This is a genomic window from Halomonas campaniensis, from assembly GCF_002211105.1.
GTDB lineage: Bacteria > Pseudomonadota > Gammaproteobacteria > Pseudomonadales > Halomonadaceae > Vreelandella > Vreelandella campaniensis_A.
In genome coordinates, this window is record NZ_JPUA01000032.1 from 53,108 (window position 1) to 73,211 (window position 20,104).

22 protein-coding genes are annotated in these 20,104 nt (G+C 54.8%); 15 read left to right on the forward strand and 7 right to left on the reverse strand.

The window, feature by feature from the left end:
* Positions 1-17 precede the first annotated feature (17 nt).
* From JI62_RS11930 to JI62_RS11945, 4 genes are read left to right on the forward strand one after another with little or no spacing between them, the layout of a single operon-like run.
* Positions 18-521 (forward strand): hypothetical protein, encoded by a 504-nt coding sequence (locus JI62_RS11930; protein WP_088700378.1) that lies wholly within the window; start codon positions 18-20, stop codon positions 519-521.
* A complete protein-coding gene (locus tag JI62_RS11935; protein WP_088700379.1) occupies positions 518-898 on the forward strand; it encodes a hypothetical protein in 381 nt (126 codons plus the stop codon). The genes JI62_RS11930 and JI62_RS11935 overlap by 4 nt, the downstream gene beginning before the upstream one ends.
* The gene (locus JI62_RS11940) at positions 898-1,413 is read left to right on the forward strand and encodes a hypothetical protein (RefSeq protein WP_088700380.1); all 516 of its coding nucleotides are present in this window, start codon (positions 898-900) and stop codon (positions 1,411-1,413) included. The genes JI62_RS11935 and JI62_RS11940 overlap by 1 nt, the downstream gene beginning before the upstream one ends.
* A 4-nt stretch (positions 1,414-1,417) precedes the next feature.
* Complete coding sequence (locus JI62_RS11945; RefSeq protein ID WP_088700381.1) at positions 1,418-1,621, forward strand: helix-turn-helix transcriptional regulator; 204 nt, start codon at positions 1,418-1,420, stop codon at positions 1,619-1,621.
* On the opposite strand, the gene JI62_RS11950 is transcribed toward JI62_RS11945, so the two are convergent.
* Positions 1,572-2,786 carry a tyrosine-type recombinase/integrase gene (locus JI62_RS11950; protein WP_088700382.1) on the reverse strand — a complete coding sequence of 405 codons (1,215 nt, stop codon included), beginning with the start codon at positions 2,784-2,786 and terminating at the stop codon, positions 1,572-1,574. The two genes, JI62_RS11945 and JI62_RS11950, sit on opposite strands and share 50 nt — an antisense overlap.
* A 635-nt stretch (positions 2,787-3,421) precedes the next feature.
* Between JI62_RS11950 and JI62_RS11955 the strand changes: the two genes are divergently transcribed.
* Positions 3,422-4,342, forward strand: coding sequence for a metal ABC transporter substrate-binding protein (locus JI62_RS11955; RefSeq protein ID WP_088700383.1), 921 nt, complete (start codon positions 3,422-3,424; stop codon positions 4,340-4,342).
* Positions 4,343-4,359: 17 nt separating this feature from the next.
* On the opposite strand, the gene JI62_RS11960 is transcribed toward JI62_RS11955, so the two are convergent.
* Positions 4,360-5,085 (reverse strand): phosphoglycolate phosphatase, encoded by a 726-nt coding sequence (locus JI62_RS11960; protein ID WP_088700384.1) that lies wholly within the window; start codon positions 5,083-5,085, stop codon positions 4,360-4,362.
* 118 nt (positions 5,086-5,203) lie between these two features.
* Between JI62_RS11960 and JI62_RS11965 the strand changes: the two genes are divergently transcribed.
* The gene (locus JI62_RS11965) at positions 5,204-6,502 is read left to right on the forward strand and encodes an NAD(P)/FAD-dependent oxidoreductase (RefSeq protein WP_088700385.1); all 1,299 of its coding nucleotides are present in this window, start codon (positions 5,204-5,206) and stop codon (positions 6,500-6,502) included.
* A gap of 21 nt (positions 6,503-6,523) precedes the next feature.
* Here JI62_RS11965 and rpe read toward each other — a convergent pair whose 3' ends face one another.
* On the reverse strand, positions 6,524-7,216 hold the full coding sequence (rpe, locus tag JI62_RS11970; RefSeq protein ID WP_088700386.1) for a ribulose-phosphate 3-epimerase: 693 nt from the start codon (positions 7,214-7,216) through the stop codon (positions 6,524-6,526).
* Positions 7,217-7,440: 224 nt separating this feature from the next.
* On the opposite strand from rpe, the gene cysP reads away from it, so the two are divergent.
* The 4 genes from cysP to JI62_RS11990 are packed head-to-tail and all read left to right on the forward strand — an operon-like array spanning position 7,441 to position 11,250.
* Positions 7,441-8,451, forward strand: coding sequence for a thiosulfate ABC transporter substrate-binding protein CysP (gene cysP, locus JI62_RS11975; protein WP_088700387.1), 1,011 nt, complete (start codon positions 7,441-7,443; stop codon positions 8,449-8,451).
* Positions 8,452-8,477: 26 nt separating this feature from the next.
* Entirely contained in the window at positions 8,478-9,332 is an 855-nt protein-coding gene (gene cysT, locus JI62_RS11980; protein WP_088700388.1) for a sulfate ABC transporter permease subunit CysT, read from the forward strand.
* Positions 9,332-10,159, forward strand: coding sequence for a sulfate ABC transporter permease subunit CysW (cysW, locus tag JI62_RS11985; protein ID WP_088700389.1), 828 nt, complete (start codon positions 9,332-9,334; stop codon positions 10,157-10,159). The genes cysT and cysW overlap by 1 nt, the downstream gene beginning before the upstream one ends.
* Positions 10,156-11,250 carry a sulfate/molybdate ABC transporter ATP-binding protein gene (locus JI62_RS11990; RefSeq protein ID WP_088700390.1) on the forward strand — a complete coding sequence of 365 codons (1,095 nt, stop codon included), beginning with the start codon at positions 10,156-10,158 and terminating at the stop codon, positions 11,248-11,250. Before cysW ends, JI62_RS11990 begins: the two co-directional genes overlap by 4 nt.
* 65 nt (positions 11,251-11,315) lie before the next feature.
* Here JI62_RS11990 and JI62_RS11995 read toward each other — a convergent pair whose 3' ends face one another.
* Positions 11,316-11,924: an alpha-ketoglutarate-dependent dioxygenase AlkB family protein gene (locus JI62_RS11995; protein ID WP_088700391.1), complete on the reverse strand. Its 609-nt coding sequence runs from the start codon at positions 11,922-11,924 to the stop codon at positions 11,316-11,318.
* 500 nt (positions 11,925-12,424) lie between these two features.
* Here JI62_RS11995 and JI62_RS12000 point away from each other — a divergent pair, with 500 nt between their 5' ends.
* Both JI62_RS12000 and JI62_RS12005 read left to right on the forward strand, forming a co-directional pair.
* A complete protein-coding gene (locus JI62_RS12000) occupies positions 12,425-13,318 on the forward strand; it encodes a DMT family transporter (protein WP_088700392.1) in 894 nt (297 codons plus the stop codon).
* Positions 13,319-13,446: 128 nt separating this feature from the next.
* A complete protein-coding gene (locus JI62_RS12005; RefSeq protein ID WP_088700393.1) occupies positions 13,447-14,040 on the forward strand; it encodes a YajG family lipoprotein in 594 nt (197 codons plus the stop codon).
* Positions 14,041-14,088: 48 nt separating this feature from the next.
* On the opposite strand, the gene JI62_RS12010 is transcribed toward JI62_RS12005, so the two are convergent.
* The 3 genes from JI62_RS12010 to JI62_RS12020 all read right to left on the reverse strand — a co-directional run bounded on the left by JI62_RS12010 (position 14,089) and on the right by JI62_RS12020 (position 15,798).
* The gene (locus JI62_RS12010) at positions 14,089-14,721 is read right to left on the reverse strand and encodes a thiopurine S-methyltransferase (protein WP_088700394.1); all 633 of its coding nucleotides are present in this window, start codon (positions 14,719-14,721) and stop codon (positions 14,089-14,091) included.
* Positions 14,722-14,744: 23 nt separating this feature from the next.
* Entirely contained in the window at positions 14,745-15,380 is a 636-nt protein-coding gene (locus JI62_RS12015; protein ID WP_088700395.1) for a TIGR04211 family SH3 domain-containing protein, read from the reverse strand.
* Positions 15,381-15,468: 88 nt separating this feature from the next.
* Complete coding sequence (locus JI62_RS12020) at positions 15,469-15,798, reverse strand: DUF1820 family protein (protein ID WP_007113264.1); 330 nt, start codon at positions 15,796-15,798, stop codon at positions 15,469-15,471.
* A gap of 205 nt (positions 15,799-16,003) precedes the next feature.
* Here JI62_RS12020 and JI62_RS12025 point away from each other — a divergent pair, with 205 nt between their 5' ends.
* From JI62_RS12025 to JI62_RS12035, 3 genes are read left to right on the forward strand one after another with little or no spacing between them, the layout of a single operon-like run.
* Positions 16,004-17,227, forward strand: a complete 1,224-nt coding sequence (locus JI62_RS12025) for an ATP-grasp domain-containing protein (protein ID WP_088700396.1) — start codon at positions 16,004-16,006, stop codon at positions 17,225-17,227.
* Between the two features lie 30 nt (positions 17,228-17,257).
* Positions 17,258-19,315: a hypothetical protein gene (locus JI62_RS12030; protein ID WP_088700397.1), complete on the forward strand. Its 2,058-nt coding sequence runs from the start codon at positions 17,258-17,260 to the stop codon at positions 19,313-19,315.
* A gap of 30 nt (positions 19,316-19,345) precedes the next feature.
* Entirely contained in the window at positions 19,346-20,104 is a 759-nt protein-coding gene (locus JI62_RS12035; RefSeq protein ID WP_088700398.1) for a TlyA family RNA methyltransferase, read from the forward strand.

A 20,104-nucleotide genomic window follows, 5' to 3' on the forward strand; every position in this document is an offset into this window, starting at 1 on the left:
CTCTGCCGCCCGCTCCAATGACATGGCCCTGGCACCGTTCATGGTGGAAACCCAGCCCCGACCCTCAGCGAAACATCATCAAAGCCATGGCGCTCCTGGCAGCAGAATACGATGACATAGAACGAACCAAGTCGGTCGACAGCGAACCACCTGTAGCGCCAGAGCTTTTCTCTACGGATGATGAATGGCAAAGCGACATTTATGGCGACCTTCAGGAGTTAATCGAAGACCGAGAGCGCGAAGCGGGCGACGTTATTTACACGGGCACCAAGCGCCACGCACAGGCTACCGACTACACCATCAATCTGGCTGAGTCGGTAATTGAAAACATGCAGGTGCAGGCCGAAGACGACGCAGGCGAAGTCGGGGAAGGCTATCCCGAAGCCACCAAGGCACAAGAGCAAGTGCTGCAGGCGCTTATCGACGGGTGGGCAGAGCAATACTGCACACCAGACTTTTACACCATTGGCAACGTGAAGGACTACACCATCACTGCCGAGGATGTGGAGGTCAGCCAGTGAGCAACCTAAACCTCTTCGGCCATGAGCTCGTCGTTGATAACTTCGCCGGCGGGGGTGGTGCAAGCGAAGGCATCGAGCAAGCACTAGGCCGCTCGGTTGACTTGGCCATCAATGGAGGCTGTCAAATGAGCATTGAAATCAATGAACTGGAAAGCGGTGGGAGCATCACGGTCGCGACCAAGGGCCATGTAGATCCACAAAAGTTTGTTGAAGCATACGGCGAACGCTCTGGCGACCCTAAGGAAGACTGGCCAAGCATTGAAGAGGTGCAGCACGTCTACATGCGCAAGACGCCTCGGGATGGTTTCGAATCCTGGTGGACGCAGTGTGAAAAGGGTCGAGGCGCATTTCCTGCAACGATCATGGGGCCTTTCTGATGACCCAGCAACCCACACACACCCACCGAGAATCCAGCGGGAAGTTTTACGAGGTAGCCCAGCACCAGGGCACTGGCCCACTTGAAGGTCAGTGGCTAGTCATCTTCCACGACTTAGTAGATGGAATTGAAATGGCTACTACACAAGCTTACTGGGTACAGAACTGGCGTGAGATCTGCCCGGATGATTGCACTGTCTGCATGGGCACTGGATACGACCACATCAAGAACAACAAGGAAATGCCCTGCGGTGGCTGCTACGGCTTGGGCAAAGTGCTGGAAACAGGCGAAGCCGCTAAGGAAATGTGGGAGCTCGCCACCGTGGCCACCACGATCATCACGCGCCAAGAACATGAGCTGCGCAACCTTCGGCGCATCGCTCAAAATCCAGCGGTGCAAGCGCTCATCGAGCAGCAGCGCCAGCATGCGATAGACGAAAGCACCGCCCGCCAGGAACAGGAATGGCGCAGGGGTAAAGGCCACGGCCCGCACGGCCAACGGCACACGGGAGATTGATGACATGGCAAAACTACTATCGATGAAAGCCGTTAGCGAGCGTGTCGGCTACAGCGAAAGTAAGCTGTACGCAATGATTCGTGAAGGGGAATTCCCGCCAGGGCGCAAGCTGGCCACTGGCGGTGTGCGGTGGCTGGAGTCTGACGTTGATGATTGGATTATGCACGCATACGAGCAGGCACCAGAGGCGCGGCTGCGCCTTGCATGATGGCCTCGATATAATCGCTATACCACTGCAGCATCTCCCGCCGCTCTTTTAGATAGTCCGCATGGTTGTAAGCAGCGCGCACTTTGTCACCCGGCATGTGCGCCAGCTGCTTTTCAATCAAATCCCCGCGCCAGCCGTGTTCATTCAGCAACGTAGAGGCTGTCGAGCGGAATCCGTGTCCACTAAACCTGCCCTGCCAGCCCATACGCTCCAATGCTTTATTGATCGTGGTGTTGCTCATTGGCTTAGCGGGGTGTCGGTATGATGGAAACATCAAGGGCATGTGGCCGGTATACCCGTGAAGCTCCTGCAGCAGTTCCACCACCTGTTTTGATAGCGGAACAACGTGCGGGCGGCGCATCTTCATACGCTCCCCAGGAATACGCCACTCAGCGCGCATGAAATCAACCTCCTCCCAGCGGCCCTGCCTTAGCTCTCCTGTACGTAGCATTGTGCGCATCAAAACGTGCATAGCTATGGCGTTGATACGCCAGCCACCTTTTGTATCGATCTGATTGGCGAGTGTGGCGAGATCTTCAGCGGCTAGTGATTTGCTGTGCTGTACCGGTGGGCGCTGTACCGCTCCCTCTATAGGGGCCGCCGGATCATGATCGGCGCGAAGCGTGCTGGCGGCATAGCGGTAAATCTGGGCGATCCACTGACGTACCAGCATCGCAACCGATGGCGCGCCGCGTGCCTCGACTTTCTGTACTAGGCGCAATACATCGGCGGGCGTAATCTGGCGGATGTTTTTCGACCCAAACGCCGGACGCATTTCCCGCTCTATGCCTTTTTTAACTTGCTGTGCGTAGTGGGAAGTCCAGCGGGGCTGGTGCTTCTCCCACCACTCCAGAGCGATAGACTCGAATGAATCTTCTTGGCTACGCCTTGAGCGGTCGCGCTCTTCCTGCTGCAGTGCTTTGGGATCGATACCCTGGCTAGCGTTATGCTTTACTGCATCCCGCTGCTGCCGTGCCTCTTTCAACGTGACTTGCGGGTACTGCCCGGGTGTGTAGAGGTTTTCTTTTCCGTGCAGAAAATAGCGGATGCGCCAATACTTTTTGCCACTGGGTCGAACATCGAGGTAAAGGCCGTCTGCATCTGGAATGCGATACGGCTTAGCAGCGGGTAAAGCCTTGCGGGCCTTGGTATCTGAGATCGGCACCTGGGTAACGCTCTCGTGGAAATGAGTGTACTGATAGTGTTACCCAGGATATTACCCAGGTCTAGGCCTAATTTATGTGGAGTCTTATGGAGTGATATACAGAACTGGCGGGGCGTCTAGCGGGGTCGGTTTCGCGTCGTGGAGTTATATACAGTACTATAGAGGGTAGTCGTGATTATCCAACATCATCACTTTCGGCGCTGTCTGCTCCTGAGATGGCTGTTTCTGCACCGACTGAGCTTGCGCCATTGCCCCACTTACTCCATTGCGTCATTACGACCACAGATTAAACCGCTACTGAGTGATGATACCGCAACCGAGCACTCCCTTGCAGGGGGTAAGTGATAGCCAAGCCTACCCTTTTGACCACCAGCCCTACGGGCAATAGATCACAGCTTTGGATGACCAAGTCGATGCGGCAAAGAAGAAACCCTTCGGACGGTCATAAGGAACGCTATGCTTAGGAGTGAAATACAGCCTCTTTTCAGCATAGTGGCCCTTTCCACTTGAGGGTATTCTGCCTTGAGCAATACTTGTTTCGGCCTGCCGCTGTATCGGAACTGGCAACCAGCCACCGCAGTCTTTATTATCTGCCGTCTTTTTAGATAGCCTTTTTAACCAGTTAGGAGCGTGGGATGTCAAAGTGGGTTACCTGGGTATGTGCGCTCTTATTCGTCGCGCTGATAAGCACTGCGCCAGCGTATGCCAATACAACGCTGCGCGTTATTGCTTCCTTTTCAGTCATGGAGGAGCTGGTCAAACGGGTGGCGGGCGACACAGTCAGCGTTAATGTCATTGTACCGCGTGGGGAAGATGTTCACCGCTGGGAGTTAACGCCACCCAATGTGCTAGCGTTAGAAGAGACCCATATCGTGTTTTATAACGGGCTCGGACTAGAGCCCTGGATACGCCACGTCGAAGCGATGTCTGACGATAACCTTACGTTAGTGGAAGTGGCTAGAGAAGCCGACTATACACCACTAATAATCTCGACCGGGCAGTATAAAGGCGAGCTGGATCCGCATATGTGGATGGATCCAGAGGGGGCAGCGGCCTATATTGATGTGATTGCCGAGACCCTGGCAGAGCACCTACCCGACCAGGCTGAAGTGTTTTATACCCGGGCTGAAGAGGCACGCAAAGCGTTGGACAACCTTAATCTAGCGGTGAAAGAGCGCCTGGAAGGCATCCCCCAAACGAACCGCACATTGGTGACCAGTGAAGCAGGTTTTGGCTATTTCGCTAGAGCTTACACATTTGCAGCGCAAGGCGTCTGGGGGGTTAACCATGAGACCCAAGGAAGCGCCCAGGCAATGGCCAAAATGAGCGAATATCTTACTATGAATCGCCCACGCCCTCCGGCGCTGTTTTTTGAAAGCACCACCCCCAGTATTCATATGGACGCCCTGTCACGAGAAGCCTCAATTCCTCTCGCGGGCCCGCTGTATGTGGACTCTTTAAGCGGTGCAGACGGCCCGGCAGCCAACTATTCGGCCATGCTGCACCATAATGCAGAAGTCATGCATACCGCCCTAGGGGGCGCGACGGCCGAGTAGTCGGCCCGCTGTAGGTATTAATCAATTCCCGGTGTCTTCAGGGGAGTGGCCAGTAACTCGGTTAACGAACTGAGGACCAGGTCGGGGTGGCTACTTTCAATTGGCTCACCATGATTATAGCCGTAGGGTAGCGCCAGAGTCGTAAAGCCCGCCGCCTTTCCAGCAGCTATATCATGACGAGAGTCGCCCACCATCACACAAGCCTCTGGGGGCACTTGGCAGTGTCGAGCAGCGTGCAACAGCGGCAAAGGGTGGGGCTTCTTCTCGGGCAGCGAATCACCACCAATGCAGAGAGTGAAATAGTCCAGCAGCCCGAAGTGGCGTAGCAGCGGCTCAATAAAGCGTTCGGGCTTATTGGTGATCAACACCAGCGTCAGGCCTTGCTGATGCAGCGCCTGCAGTGCTTGCGTGACTCCAGGGTAGAGCGTTGTCAGGCTATTGGGAGCGGCGCCGTAGTGCTCCATGAACACATCATAACCGCGCTGCAAAAGCGCTGGTTCTGGCGCCGCTTTTAGTGCCCAGGTCAGGGCTCTTTCGACCAATACGGGCGCACCATTACCGACCCAGTTCCGCACCTCCATCTCACTCGGCGCTGACAAACCCAACTCATTTAGGGTGGACGCCACTGCGGCGGCAAGATCCGGTACTGAATCAATCAGCGTGCCGTCCAAGTCGAAGGCAATCAGCCGTTTTCCTTGCAGCGCCGCGTGTCGTTCTGAGTAGTGAATGGGATGTACTTGCAATGCTCTCTACCTCATATTCATTAGAAAACCATCTTACCTGTTCCCAGCAACGGTGCGCATTAGTAAGAAGCGCCAGAACCTTCTATGCTGGGGCTAATTTAGTTAAAGAGGTAGTGATATGCCCACTCCCAGAATCGTGATTGTCGGCGCCGGCGCAGGTGGTTTAGCCCTCGCCACACGTTTAGGTCGCACCTTAGGTAAGCGAAAACGCGCAGAAATTGTGCTGCTGGATCGCAATACCACCCATGTATGGAAACCGCTGCTCCACGAACTCGCTACCGGCGTGCTGAACTCCAGCATGGACGAGGTGGATCTTCGCGGACATTCATCGGCGCACTTCTACCGCTTTCAGCGCGGCTCGCTCACCGGCATTAATCGCGAGCAGCAGACGCTCCAGTTAGCCCCGATCCTTGACGAAGAGGGATACGAAGTGCTGCCTGCCCGAGAGCTTGCCTATGACTACCTGGTCATGGCCATAGGCAGCGTCTCCAACGATTTCGGCACGCCCGGCGTGGCGGAGCACTGCCACTTTATTGATTCCCCCGAGCAGGCCAAGGCGTTCCAGCGCGATATGATCAATACCTTTCTGCGCTATACCGACCCAAACCTGCGCCAGCATACGCAGTTGACCATTGGAATTGTCGGCGGTGGAGCAACAGGCGTAGAGCTTGCGGCCGAGTTGTTTGACGCTTCGCGCATGCTCAATGCCTATGGAGTGACGGCACTGGATAACCAACAAATCAGTGTGCACTTGCTAGAAGCAGCCCCCCGCTTGCTGCCAGGACTTTCGGAACGGGTCAGTCAAACGGTTAAAACAGAACTTGAAGAGATGGGCGTGACGGTTCACACCGATACCGCCGTGAAAGAGGCTCAAGAGTACCAGTTGGTCACTGGTGACGATGAGGTGATCAAGACCGACATCAACGTCTGGGCAGCAGGGATCAAAGCGCCGCCGTTTTTGGCGGAACTAGGCCTAACCACGAATAAGAAAAACCAAATTGAAGTCAACAGCACTCTGCAAAGTGTCGATGATGAGAAGATTTTTGCCTTAGGTGATTGCGCCAGCTGCCCAATGGGAGAAAGTGGCACGGTGCCACCGCGCGCCCAAGCGGCACATCAGCAGGCCAAACTGCTCGCCAAAAATATCGTCAATCGACTAGAGGGCAAACCACTCGCCGATTTCCGCTACCGCGATCACGGCTCGTTGGTATCGCTGGCCCGCTACGATGCAGTGGGCAATTTAATGCGTAGCTCCGCCTCCAAGGGCTTGTTTTTAGAGGGCTGGCTGGCCCGCCAGGCCTATGCATCGCTCTACCGCATGCACCAGCTCTCTATTCATGGGGCGCCGAAGACGGGGCTAGCGTGGCTGGTCGATAAGCTTAACCGTTACTTAAAGCCGCGCATGAAGCTTCACTAAACGACACTACGACACTGACGTTTACTTGGCCAGCGCCGCACGCATCTGCTTGATTACCGTGTCATAGCCGTGGGGATCGCTGGCCTGGTGGGCGCTGAAAATGGCGGATCCCGCCACAAAGGTATCGGCACCCGCGGCGGCGATCTCCGCGATGTTATCCACTTTCACCCCACCGTCGATCTCCAGGCGTATATCAAATGTTGAGGCATCAATGCGCGCCCGTGCCTCGCGCAGCTTATCCAGCGTACCGGGGATAAACGACTGGCCGCCAAAACCTGGGTTAACGCTCATTAGTAGCACCATATCGACTTTATCCATCACATAGTCGAGATAGGAGAGCGGCGTAGCGGGATTAAATACCAGACCGGCTTTACAGCCACCATCCCGGATCAACTGCAGCGAGCGATCGACGTGCTCAGACGCTTCCGGGTGAAAGGTAATGTAGCTGGCGCCCGCCTCAATAAAGTCGCTGATCATGCGATCTACCGGCTTGACCATCAAATGCACATCAATAGGCGCCGTCACGCCGTGTTTACGCAGCGCTTTGCACACCATGGGGCCAATGGTCAGGTTGGGCACATAGTGATTATCCATGACATCGAAGTGCACCACATCCGCGCCAGCCGCCAGCACGTTATCTACTTCCTCACCAAGCCGCGCAAAGTTAGCGGAAAGAATAGAGGGGGCAATCAAAAAGTCCTGCGCAGCGGTCATAGCACGTTCCTAAATTAACAGGGGAATAAGCCGACTATGTTACCAGAGCCACCTACTAAGCCCCATCTCCTATACGGCTTTGCATTGGACATCTGCGCACACTTATATTCTTAAATAGAATATAAAACATGATTGTAATTCCACATTGATAGATTTAACCTTGCCAATATTGCGACGCTACGATTCGGCGATACTTTGCGTTTACTGTTTTAAGGAGCTTCTCTATGGCACTACCCACAATTTTCCGCCGCAGCCTGATTGCCATTGCACTAGGCGTTACGGTGAGTGGTACCGCCGCCGCCCAAGAGCGGGAACTGCTGAACTCGTCTTATGATATCGCCCGAGAGCTGTTTGCTGCGATCAACCCTGAGTTTCAAGCCTGGTGGCAGGAAGAGCACGGGGAAGAGATTGCCATTAGCCAATCTCACGGCGGCTCTTCCGCACAAGCCCGTGCCATCCTTCAGGGTCTACGCGCCGATGTGGTGACCTTTAACCAGGTGACCGACGTGCAGGTACTCGCCGATGCAGGGCTGGTAGCCGAAGATTGGCAGGATGCGTTTGAGAACAATGCGTCGCCTTACTACTCCACCACTGCCTTCTTGGTACGCAAAGGCAACCCCAAAGGCATCGAAAGCTGGGACGATCTAGTCCAAGAAGATGTAGAAGTGGTCTTCCCCAACCCGAAAACCTCGGGTAACGGTCGCTATACCTACTTAGCCGCCTGGGGCTTTGCCGAGAACGAGTTTGATGGCGATGAAGAGCAAATTGAAGACTTCATGCGCACTTTCCTAGCTAATGTGGCGGTATTCGATACCGGCGGTCGTGGCGCAACTACTAGCTTCATCGAGCGTGAAATTGGCGATGTGCTGATTAGCTTTGAATCTGAAGTCAACAACATCCGCAGCGAGTATGGCAGCGACGACTACGAAGTGATCGTACCGCCGGTCAGCATTCTGGCCGAGTTCCCCGTGGCCGTTGTTGGCGAAAATGCTGAGCGCAACGGTAACAGCGATCTGGCCCAAAGCTATCTTGAGTACCTCTACACCGAAGAGACTCAGCGCCTGCTTGCAGGCTTCAACTACCGCGTGCATAACGAGACCGTGGTTGAAGAGTTTGCCGACCAGTTCCCCGAAACCGAACTGCTTGAAGTGGATGAAGTATTCGGCAGCTGGGATGAAGCAATGGAGACTCACTTCGAGGGTGGCGCCCTTCTCGACCAGTTACAGCGCCGTTAATATTCACTCATGAGCCAGCCTGAACTATGAGTCAACTTGCCACTTGGCGAACCGGCAGCACCCGTGTGCTGCCGGGTTTTGGCCTTTCTATGGGTATCAGCGTGCTGTTTATCTCGCTGGTGCTGCTACTCCCTATAACGGGTCTGTTCGGTCAGTTAGCGGAGCTCAGCTTTGCTGAATACTGGGCGATCATCACCGAAGGGCGCGTAGTTGCCAGCTATATGGTCACCATTGGCGCAGCAGCCGTTGCAGCGATTATCAACGCCTTCTTTGGCTTACTGCTGGCGTGGGTGTTAGTTCGATACGACTTCCCTGGCAAGCGCTTACTCGATGCCTTAATGGATCTCCCCTTTGCACTACCAACTGCAGTGGCTGGCATCACGCTGGCAACCCTTTATGCCAGCAGCGGCTGGATGGGAGGATTGCTGGAACCACTGGGGTTTCAGGTCGCCTACACCTGGGTAGGCATTGCACTGGCGATGGCCTTTACCAGTATTCCGTTTGTGGTGCGTACGGTGCAGCCAGTGCTGGAAGATATGCCAGCCGAAGTCGATGAAGCCGCCATGTCGTTGGGCGCGACCGACGGCGTCGCCTTTCGCCGCGTGATCTTGCCGCATATCTGGCCTGCTTTGGTGACCGGCACGGGGCTCGCGTTTGTTCGTTCGCTAGGCGAGTTCGGAGCAATCATTTTTATCGCCGGTAATATGCCTTACGAAACGGAGATCACCGCACTGATGATTTTCGTTAAGCTGCAAGAGTATGACTATGCAGGGGCATCGGCCATTGCCTCGGTGGTGCTGTTTGTCTCCCTGGCGCTGCTGCTGGCGATCAATATTTGGCAAGGGCGTTTTGTACGTCGCCTGCATGGAGGTAAGGGGTAATGCGTCGAATTGGTGATGCGCCACTTATCCGGCGCCTGCTGATAGGTACCGCCCTGGTGCTGTCAGCGCTGTTTTTACTGCTGCCTCTGGTAGCCATTTTTGCCCAGGCGTTCTCCCAGGGCGTCATGGTGTTCTGGGCGAACGTCAGCAACACCTTCACCCTGCACGCCATTGGCTTAACGCTGTTGATTGCGCTCCTGACCATTCCCGTATGCCTGGTATTCGGCGTTGCCCTGGCATGGCTGGTCACGCGCTTCAGTTTCCCTGGGCGGCGCATTCTGCAAACGTTGATCGATATCCCCTTTGCAGTCTCCCCCGTTGTGGCTGGCCTGATTTACCTGCTGCTCTATGGCCGTAACGGCTGGATCGGCACCTGGCTGGATGGCCATGATATTCAGCTCATGTTCTCATGGCCGGGCATTCTGATGGTGACCATCTTTGTCACCTGCCCCTTTGTTGCTCGCGAGCTGATTCCGTTAATGCAGGCGCAAGGTTCCCGTGAAGAGGAAGCGGCGGTGACCCTGGGCGCCTCCGGCTGGACAACCTTTCGGCGCGTTACGCTGCCCAATATCCGCTGGGCACTACTGTACGGCGTAATTCTTACCAACGCCCGCGCGGTAGGGGAATTTGGCGCTGTCTCGGTAGTTTCAGGGGCTATTCGTGGCAAAACCAACACACTCCCCCTGCACCTTGAGCAGCTTTATCAGGATTATAACGCCGTGGGGGCATTTGCCTGCGCGGCCCTACTCGCCTTTATTGCCCTACTGACGCTCGCCGCCAAGGCCGGGCTGGAATGGCGCGCAGCGCGCCGGGAGGCATTTGCATGAGCATTCACTTACACAACATCGCCAAACACTTCGGCAACACTCAGGCATTAGAGCCGATTAACCTGGATATTCACGATGGTGAGCTGGTTGGCCTGCTGGGCCCCTCTGGTTCAGGCAAGACCACCTTGCTGCGAATTATCGCCGGCCTGGAGAGTGCCGACCACTCTGCCCAGCCGGGTAAAATTCTGTTTGGTGACCGCGACGTGACCAATGTGCATGTGCGTGACCGTCGCATTGGCTTTGTTTTCCAGCACTACGCGCTGTTCCGTCATATGAGCGTTTACGACAATGTTGCCTTTGGACTGACCGTGCTGTCGCGTAAACGCCGCCCCAGCAGCGGTGAAATTCGCGCACGGGTGTTTAGGCTGCTTGAAATGGTCAAGCTGGAACACCTGGCCAACCGCTTCCCAGCGCAGCTTTCCGGCGGCCAGCAGCAGCGGGTCTCTCTGGCCCGCGCGCTGGCCGTGGAGCCGGAAGTACTGCTGCTCGACGAACCCTTTGGCGCGCTCGATGCCAAGGTGCGTCAAGAGCTTCGCCGCTGGCTACGCCACCTCCATGACGAGTTCAATTTCACCAGCGTCTTTGTCACCCACGACCAGGAGGAAGCGCTGGAGCTTTCCGACCGTGTGGTAGTGATGAGCAATGGCCGCATTGAGCAAATTGATACCCCCGATGAGCTATACCGTGAGCCCAAAAACCGCTTTGTGTTCGAGTTTTTAGGCGATGTGAATCACCTGGAAGGCAACATAACCAACGGCGTCCTCACCTGCGGTGACGCCTATTGGCACGTGGATCTACCCGATGGTCATGAAGAGCTGCTGCTGCGTCCTCACGAAGTGCGGCTAACCGAGCAGCCCACCGCTGAGAGCCACCTGCCAGTCACCATCACGGCGATCTCGCCGGTGGGCGCCGAGGTGCGCGTGGAGCTAGAGGCTGACTGGCTGGCCCAGCCCTGGCTTGCGACCGTGCGCCATACTGACTTTGAGCACTTGTCACTACGCCGCGGGCAACGCTTATTCGCCCACCCCCGCCACTGGCGGCGCTTCCCCGAAGTAGAAACGAAAGCGATGGAACAAAGCCGCGTAGCATAACGCTGCTGTAGAAGCGCTAGTTGCCCCAAGCGGGGCCGCTAGTGCTAGCGTTTCATAAGATGATCTCAAAAGCGCATTTGCCTAAAGGTTAGACTCACCCGTGGCTCAACATCTTTTTTGGTTTTAGGCAGGCTATGTAGCCAATTTTGCTGTGTAGTACCTTGCATAATTAACAGACTGCCGTGCTCTAAATTGAGCGACACGCTCTCCCCTGTTTTTCTATGTTTAAACGAGAATTTCCTTGCGCCGCCTAGGCTCAACGCCCCGATTGATCCACTCTCAACCAGGTCTTTTTCGGCGTCACTGTGCCAGCTCATGCCCTCATCGCCTGAGCTATAAAAATTACCTAGACACGAATTAAACACCACTCCACAATCTCTCTCCACCCGCTGTTTAATCTCGCGCAGAAAATCCGGCCACACTAATGCCATTTTTGTGTACCCTGAGTAAGTATAGGAAACTGGCTTATCCGCATACCAGGCTATCTTGCGTTTAGTAACAATCTCTTTGCCATAAATTAAGGCGCGATCATGCTCCCAGCTTAGTTCGCTTAGACACTTATCCAGATACATATCGGCAGTAAGTGTATCCAAGACTTTGCCGTGGTAGTAAACCTCACCATCCCGCGGAAGCAGATTAATCAACTTCATATCGTCGTTTTCAAACAGATCCATAGAAACACCTCTTTAACATCTCCAGTGCGCGACACCACTTGCCCCCGAACCACTTCGTCGCGCCGTCTTAGCGGGTGCACCAGGGATTAAATAAACCCAAAATACAATCCCTGCACTCGTCGTAGCGCGTGGTAACGAGTATGTGAGAGGAACGAATATACCGAGGCACCCGCGGGAGGCGGCGCCAGCCGCCCCATGGCACACAACAAGCCCCGCCCCCACAAACCACGAATCTCCACATTGAGCTGCTTCACTGCATTTGCAATCAAGCCTAACCAAGTTGATCGATTCCGTCATTGCCTAAAACCATGGCTTATCAGATTTAAAAATACTAAAGGAGAGCAAGAAACGGGTTTTTCCGATGCTCTCAAAAGCCAATACTGAATTTCCATGGAGCAAAAAAACAAGGCCACCATGGCAACTTTCAGTACAGAACTTAACAATGCCAACCATCGCTTGTCGGCAAACGGTTAGCAGGAAACCTTTAAAAAGGACACAAGATGAGAGCAATAGACTATCTACGACTACTGTCGCTAGCAGCTATCTGGGGAGCTAGCTTCCTTTTTATGCGCATAGCCCCACCGGCGATTGGGCCAATCAATACAGCTTTTTTTAGAGTTTTCTTTGGGCTGATTGGCTTAGCGATCATTATATTGTTTATTCATAAAAGTCTTCAATTTAGAGGAAAATTAACAAAGATCCTTATATTAGGCGCTATCAACTCAGGTATCCCGTTTCTTATGTACAGCATAGCCGCCACATTACTACCCGCTGGATACTCAGCGATTTTGAATGCTACAACACCGTTAATGGGCGCCATGATTGGCTTTTATTTCTTTAGTGAGGGTTTATCGCTAAGAAAGCTGGTAGGTATAGTACTAGGCATAGCTGGCATTATCATTATTACTAGCGTGGGTGATTCAAATATTGGGGGCAATATCTTCATTGGCGTATCTGCCTGCATCATAGCAACGATTGGTTACGGTTTTGCGGGCTTTCTTACCCGAAAATGGATAACTCATCAGGGCGGTCTAGATTCCACATTAGTAGCGTTTGGCAGCCAACTAGGCGCAACCACTTTTCTCGCCCCCTTTATGATCTGGAACCTTTCATCTGGCCCCAGCATAGATTGGCTTCAAGGTGATGTTTGGATCAGCCTGCTAGCCGTCGGTTTTGTATGCACCTCTCTCGCCTATATTCTGTATTTTAGATTGATCGCTGATATTGGGCCGTTACGCTCACTTACCGTTACATTCTTGGTGCCACCCTTCGCTGTGCTGTGGGGCTATCTAGTCCTAGACGAGACGATTTCAAGCGGTTTCTTAGCAGGATCTCTGATCGTTTTGCTTTCCGTATGGCTAATCGTTAGTCCCGATGCTCATAAAGCAGCTTAAGCCACTAACCTATTTTACTTCTTTCCAATCAGTTGAGGAACGCAACCAAGCATACTTGCATCGCCAGAACATACCGCCAACGCGCTACCCGCGTTATACTGGCGTTTTAGCCATAGCGGAGGAAGACCATGCTTCGGCGTCACTTTTTACGGATTTCAGGTGTGCTGCTTGCCAGCGCGTGGCTTGCCGGTTGCGCCAGCCCCCAATACTTACAGCTCAGCCCACAGCGCAGCGCGGAGGTGCCGCAGGTAGGCTCAGGCCAGCAGGTCACTGTGATTGCCCAGGATGGCCGCGAGAGCGATATTATTGGCAACCGTGCAGGCGGCGGTATGTCAACGGCGCATATTACCGTGAGCAGCCATGAGCTGATTCCGCGTTTGCAGGAAGAGGCCGAGCGCGCCGTGCGGGACATGGGTTTTAGCCCCACCACGGAGCAGGCCGAAGGCCGACCGAGCTTAACGCTGGAACTTGCCAGCCTCAACTATGCCCGTGGCGACAGCGGCCAGCCACTGGTCGATGAAGCGCGCCTTGAAGGCGTTTTCCGCGCGATAGCTCAAAATAAGGGCACCACCTATACCGGCACCTATACATCACGCCGTACCCAGGGTTATGCCCTTAAACCGGACGCTGATAGCAACACACGCATGCTCAGTGACCTAGTTAGTGATGGCTTGAACCGCGCCTTTAGCGACCCGGAACTGGGCCGTTTACTCGCACGTTAGGCCTCTCTTTTTCACAGCAGTGTAGACAAGGGCTGCGTCTTTTAGCTTCTAAAGACGTGGCCCGCGTCGTTCCAGTGCCCATACGCTCTCCGTCCGGCCCCGCTCATCGGGTGTGCCCTCTTCCAGAAACGTTAGCGTGAAGTTGGCAGTGAACAGACTTTCTATTTCGCTATCCGGCACGCTATAGGGCGGCCCAGCACTGCCATCGGGGTGTGACAAACTAATCAGCAGGCCTTTGGCCCCAGGCGGCACTAGCTGCGCAAGGTGGAACGCATAGCGCTGCCGAGTGGCTGGCGGCAGCGCTATCAGCGAGGCGCGGTCGTAAAATGCACCAATCTCGGCAGCCTGCTGAATATGCAGGTGAAAAAAGTCCCCGCACCACAACTCCACATTACCTTGGCGGGAAATCGTAAACCCTGCCTGATGGTAGCGGGATACGGCGGTACTGCGCTGAGCCAAAAACTGCTCAACCGCCTCAGGTGCAAACTCAATCCCCAGCACTGGATGCCCTTCATCCGCCAGCCAGCGCATATCCAGGCTTTTACCACACAGTGGCACCAGCACTTTGGTGCGATTAGCAACCCCAAGTGACGCCCAATGGCGCAGCAACGCCGGATGCGCCTGCTGTAGATGAAAGCCAATACGCCCCTCTTGCCAACGCTTGCGCCACTGATCGCTCATGGTTCGGCTGCCTTCAGGTGATCTTAGAACCAGCGATCGCGCTTTTTACGCCGACGGGGTAGGTGCGGCACAATCAGCCCCACCAATAAACCCGCGCCAGCCACACCGCCGCCGTACATAAAGTAGCGCATCAGCAGGTCTTCTTCCTGAGTCTCCAGGCGCGCTTGGAGCGCCCTCACTTGCCGGCGGGACTGCTCTGCTTGTGCATCCAATTCTTGGTTGCTAGCCTCAAGCTCAGCAATGCGGCGCTCGCGCAACTCTAACGTCTCCGTCATTGACGCCGTACGCTGCTCCCAGGTTTCATTGATACCCTCAAGCTCCGCGGTGAGCTCCTCTACCTGGGCTTCTAACGCAGGTAGCTGTTCAACCGCACTAGGTGTTTCTTGAAGTTCATTGCTCAACACCCAGACCGCATTGCCATCGCTGTTACGCACACGGGTGTAGTCACCGCTAGTCTCCAACACCTCAACCTGCTCGCCTGCGTTGAGCGTACCGATGATGCGATAACCATCGGTGGGGCCGCTGCGCACATAGGTGCTCAGTTCATCGGTCACCCATGCCTGATTAGCGGACTGGGCAGTGGCATCGAAGCTGGTAACAGTGAGTAAAAGACCAGCCGCAGCGGCATAATTTCGATAACGAGTTCTATTTACTAGCATGACATCATGTCCTGATTAAAAACGCTGCAAGGCGGACGAAGCCAACAGCGCTTATCGCCTAATTTAGCGGTGCGCTTGTCTCATACGCTTACCCTTCGCCGCGCGGAGGCAACGGAAAGGGACGGGGGAACTCCGCTACCCGGGCATCGGTTTTGACCGCCTTTAATGGCCCCTCGCGCTCTACTTCATCAATGCGCACAATAGCATTTAACGGCAGGTAGCTACGCTTGACGCCATCGAAGGTTCGTTGCAATTTTTCAGTCGCAGGGTCAACCACTACCCGTGAAGCATCGTCAAAGACAAACTCCTCGACTTCAATAAAGCCCCAGAGTTCGCTTTGAAAGATCTCTCGGACGTATAAATCCCAAATTTCACCCTGCTGGTGAACCACCACACGGTAGATCGGCTTGGCCGCCATCTTGGCCTAATCCTCTTGCCATTCGTACATTAAGTTGAACCGCCTAGCTTACCATATTCTCGACGCCGCGCCTTTAAGCCACCCCTTAGTAAGCTTAGCGTTAATGCTGAGGAAAATGCGCTCATTAGCCGCGCATGCCCCCCTCGTGTATGGTGGTGAGCGTGATTTGGCAATTATGTTCGTTCACCAAGTAGGAGTCATCAACATGCAGAAGGATCCCAACAAGGGCTATATCGCTCTATTAGGCTGGAGTCTCAATGCGATTGAAGCGGCCGAGAATTTTGACCGTCGCTACATTGTCGTTGCACCTGATTGGGCGGAAGAGTATTGCCAAAAACACGACATTCCCTACGTGCCTTGGAATTTTGAGCGACTCAATGACCGCTCGATGGAAATTGCCGAGACACTCAAAGAAAAAGGCGTCGATGTCGCCATTCCGCTCTACGAAGAGACCGTTGAGTGGGCCGGGGCGATCAACTCGGTGCTACTGGACAACCCGCGCCTATACGGTCAATCACTGCTGTTGCGCGATAAAGCGTTGATGAAGCGTCGTGCCCAACTAGGCGGCATCCGCGTGGGAATTTTTGAAGAAGCCCACGATAAAGACGATGTAGTGCGCTTCCTGAAGCGCGTTAACCAGACGCTGCTAAAACTGGACGGCGACCCCAACGACCCGATTCACCTTAAAGCGTTTGATAAAGCAGGCTGCCTGGGCCACCGCGTTATTCGCACGCCTGATGAGGTCGATACCATCCCGGATGAAGAGTTCCCGGTGTTGATGGAGTCGCACCTGGATGGCTGGGAATTTGCCGTGGAAGCGTGGATTCATGATGGCAAAATCGCCTTCTTGAACATCTCTGAATACGTGACGCTAGGTTACTCGGTGTTTGTCCCCGCGTCGCCTGAGCTCGAGATTTACCGTGAACAGATCACCCAACAGATCGAGAAGCTGATTAAAGCGTTCGATATTGAGTTTGGTTTGATCCACCCAGAATACTTTGTCACCAGCGATGGTGAAATGTACTTTGGCGAAGTGGCCTACCGTCCGCCCGGCTTCAAGGTATTCGAACTGCTAGAGCGTGTTTACGGCTTCAATGCTTACCAGGCTTCCATGCTGGTGTTCGACCCGAAAGCCACGAAAGAAGAAGTGGCCACGTTTTTCCCGAAAGAAGTGGTCGATGCCCAAGGCTTTGCCGGTTGCTTTGGCGTTTACCCGCGCCGCCGTGTGGTCAGCCGCTTGGAAATCCCCGAAGAGACTGAAGATCACCCCTACTTTGAGTCTCATGAGCTAACCTCACCAGTAGAAGAAACCGTTACTAAACGCACCGCGTTTGGTACTCATTGGGGTCTGGTCTACTTTAAAGGCGAAGACGCGCATACTATTCGCGATCTATTAAAGCGCCAAGAAGACCTCGACTTCTATGTATAATCCCCGCTAATGCTGGGATAAGGAGTCACCGTGGAGACTGATCAAGTGACGTCTTCTCAAGAAGATAACAAGCTCGATGGATTATTGAGCCAATTTGATGAGGCCGTGCGCCTGCTGAACCAGGCGCCCGCCTTCTCGAAACCCGCCAAGCTGCCGCGCGTGATGGATACTGCGCGGCGAGTGTTGCTTCAGGATGGCGGTTGTGAAGCACTGGAGTCCCGCGCCCAAGCGTTTGAGGACTCCGGTGTGTTTTTGGGCTCCGACTGGGAGACTCCCCAATATTTGGTACCGACCCTGACGACCTTCTCGCTGAAAAGCGCGGATGCCAATGTGGTCGTCATTGAGGCATTAAGCGAGCTTCGGCTCCTCGCTGTCGCTAAGGGTAACTTTGAACACCCGCTGGTCTCCGCAGAGCATGCGCACCACTACCTTACGCAGGTAATGGCGATTAATTTATGGCTGCTGTTCTTGCCACCCAGCGAGGCGGAGCGGGAAACCCAAGGGCGACTGGCGACCATTCCTCGCCATCTCTTCCAACACCTAGCCGATCGCATTGGCTACGAACATATTGTTGATCAACTGATTGATGAGATCTGGCGTATTTTAAAACAGCGCCCGATTCAGGTTGATTCGATCAAACAGATGATTACCCAAATCGCCCTGTGTCAGGCTAACCCGGCGATCGATCTTGGCGCGAGCGGCCAGGGCGCTGACCGTCTGGTCAGCTCGCTTTACGGGCCCACCCAAGCCTGCCGCGAAGATCCTGGCGTCGATGTTTATCGCGAGCGATTAGAGCATATGGATCAGGCTGCTCTGCAGGCCGAATCTACCGGTTTCGCTCGGGCGATGCACGACACCGGCTTGGTATCGCCTTATCACGCCGTGCTGTTGCGACACCTACTCGAAGAGGGTGACCACTTACTCTCCGAGGCGCTGGGGCTTTCATCTACTGGCCGCGACTGCCTACTCTGCTATCGCGAGCTGGTTCAAGCGCTTATTCGAGGCGGTGTTTATCCAGCCACCGCACAAGCGGTTTACGGCCTGGCGCTGATGCTTGAGCGCGGCATTCTTTATCAGCCGCCGGTGGCGCCCGCCATGTGGCGTCAACTTAATCTGCCGCTATCCGAGTGGGCACAGTCGCGACTCACCCTGGCCTATGGCGACACGGTTTCTCCTCGGGCACGCTTGATTGAAGGCGTGCTCTGCATGCTGGGGTTACCGCTAGGCGTTGGCCAGGGCAACAATCCTACCTGCCAGTCGGCACGTGCACTCTCCATGTGGGCGTACAACGACCCAGACTATCTGCTGCAAATGGTGGCATGGGCAGCCCGAGATGACGAAATCATTATGCATTTTGAAGGCCAAGCCATTTCATCCATGGCGAGCCTCTCAGGTGTGGCGACCCAGTTACCCATCGATCTCGACCCGGTTTCGCTGATTGTCGTGCCCCATCTGGATCGAATTTATGCTGAAATGGGCCGGCGCTGCATTGGCCGTGAAGGTGACCCACACCGCTGGGTGAATCCTGAATTTCACGGTTGGTGGTCGGGCCGAGGCTTTCGCATCAATGTCGACGTTGCCACCGGCCAACTTAGCGATGTGGACGACTTCATACGCCACTTTTTCGCCTATTATCATCCCTACTACAATGGCAACCAGCCGCTGATTCACCCTCAGCCAGCGGGTATTGCGGTCACTGATAGCGCGGCGCGCTTTATCGGCTGGCACGCTATTACCATTTTACGGGCGTCTCTCGATCCTTCGGAAGTCATGCGGATTTACTTCTATAATCCCAACAATGATAGCGGGCAGGATTGGGGCGATGGCGTCATTGTGAGTACTTCAGGCAATGGTGAGCGCTTTGGCGAGGCATCGCTGCCTTTCGATCGCTTTGCATCCCGGCTGTATATTTATCACTACGATCCTCTTGAGCGCGTTGACATCGCTGACGTCACCAGCGAAGAGGTGGAGAATGTTAAACACTACCTGCACCGTAGCTGGGGAGCTTCACGCTTACCGCCTACCGAGCTGCAGGCGGATCAAGGCTCCAACTCATCCTTACCCAATGCGCCCAAAGATGAAGGGTAACAGGCCCTCTTAACGACACTTTCAACCACTATGATGCGACTCGATCAACTGTTGGTCAGCCAAGGGCTGGCCAGCTCGCGTACCCGCGCCCAAAGGCTTATTCGCCACGGGCGAATAAGCCTTGCCGATAACGGCAAGCCGTTAACCAAAGCGTCTGAAAAATGGCCCGAAGAGACCCGTTTTGAAGTAGAAGACGATCCCGAAGAGCGCTATGTCTCCCGGGCAGGATTGAAGTTAGAAGCGGTGCTCACAGCGCTTGAGCTGCGATTTGACGGCTGCACCGTGCTCGATATTGGCCAATCAACCGGCGGCTTCACCGACTGCGCGCTGCGTTTTGGCGCCCGCCATGTGATTGGTGTCGAAGTTGGCCACGGGCAGTTGGCAGTTGAACTGCGCGGCGACCCACGCGTCACCTGCCTGGAGGGGTTGAATGCCCGCTCGATGAGTAGCGACGAGACACTGGCCAAGGTACTTTCTGTTTACCCCCTCGATAGCGCCATTATGGATGTGTCGTTTATATCGCAAACGCTGATTCTGCCCGAGATTGCGGCTCTGCTGCTATCGGGCGGTCAGTTGATTTCGCTGGTCAAACCACAGTTTGAGCTAACGCCTGGCGCCCTGGATAAACGCGGCGTAGTGCGCGACGCAAAGCGTTTTGCGGAAGTGGAAACCAATATTCGCAGCGCCTGCGACGCCTGCGGCCTGGCCATCCACCACTGGCAGGAGAGCCCAATTACCGGCGGCGACGGCAACCGAGAATTCCTCCTGCACGCAGTAAAAGAGGCTTGA